Below are 642 nucleotides of genomic sequence, written 5' to 3'. Positions count from 1 at the left end.
GCCCACCACCGGCCTCGGCCCCCTCCACGAGACCGCTGACGTAGGCGTCGCGCACATCCGGCACTCGCCCTTCTGGCCCCATCTATCCCCAGCCAACAGGCAAAGCAGACACCTCGCATCACCCTGTCTGACCAGGTGAAACAGTCCACCCGGGCCAAGTCGTCAAATGACCCGCTTCCGCGTGCCTTTAACGCTCCGCGAGCCTCTGATTACCGTTAGTTTGCTCGTCATGCCATCAACCGATCACGAGATGCCACTCGAGTTGGTCCGTGAGAAGCCGGTGCTCGCCCCGGTGATCCTGCAGACCGTCTTCGGGTTGGACATCCCCTACGATGCGGCGACCCTGTCCTCGGAGTCGTTCGCCGGTCTGAACCCGGCCGAGCTGCGCTGCGACGCCACAGTCGTCCTCGACGATCCCAAGAAGCCGAGCCACGGAATCATCGTGGAGTCCCAACTCAAGTTCGACGAGGACAAGATCTTCAGCTGGCCCGCCTACGCGGCATTGCTCCGGCACCGCCACAGGTGCGGAGCGACCCTGCTGGTCTTCTGCCCCAATGCGGCGGTCGCGGAGCGCTGCGCCCAGCCGATCGACATGGGGCATCCCGAATGGGTGCTCCGGCCACTGACCGTCCACCCCGGCAT

The 642-nt window shown here is 64.8% G+C and carries 1 pseudogene; it reads left to right on the top strand.

The annotated features are described in order from the left end of the window. Positions 1 to 250 precede the first annotated feature (250 nt). Positions 251 to 642, top strand: a pseudogene (locus ETD96_RS44225) (hypothetical protein); the annotation flags it as partial.

The sequence above is a fragment of the Actinomadura geliboluensis genome (genome assembly GCF_005889745.1).
GTDB lineage: Bacteria > Actinomycetota > Actinomycetes > Streptosporangiales > Streptosporangiaceae > Spirillospora > Spirillospora geliboluensis.
Note: the sequence above shows the minus strand (reverse complement) of the source record. Positions and strands in the feature narration are given on the sequence as shown.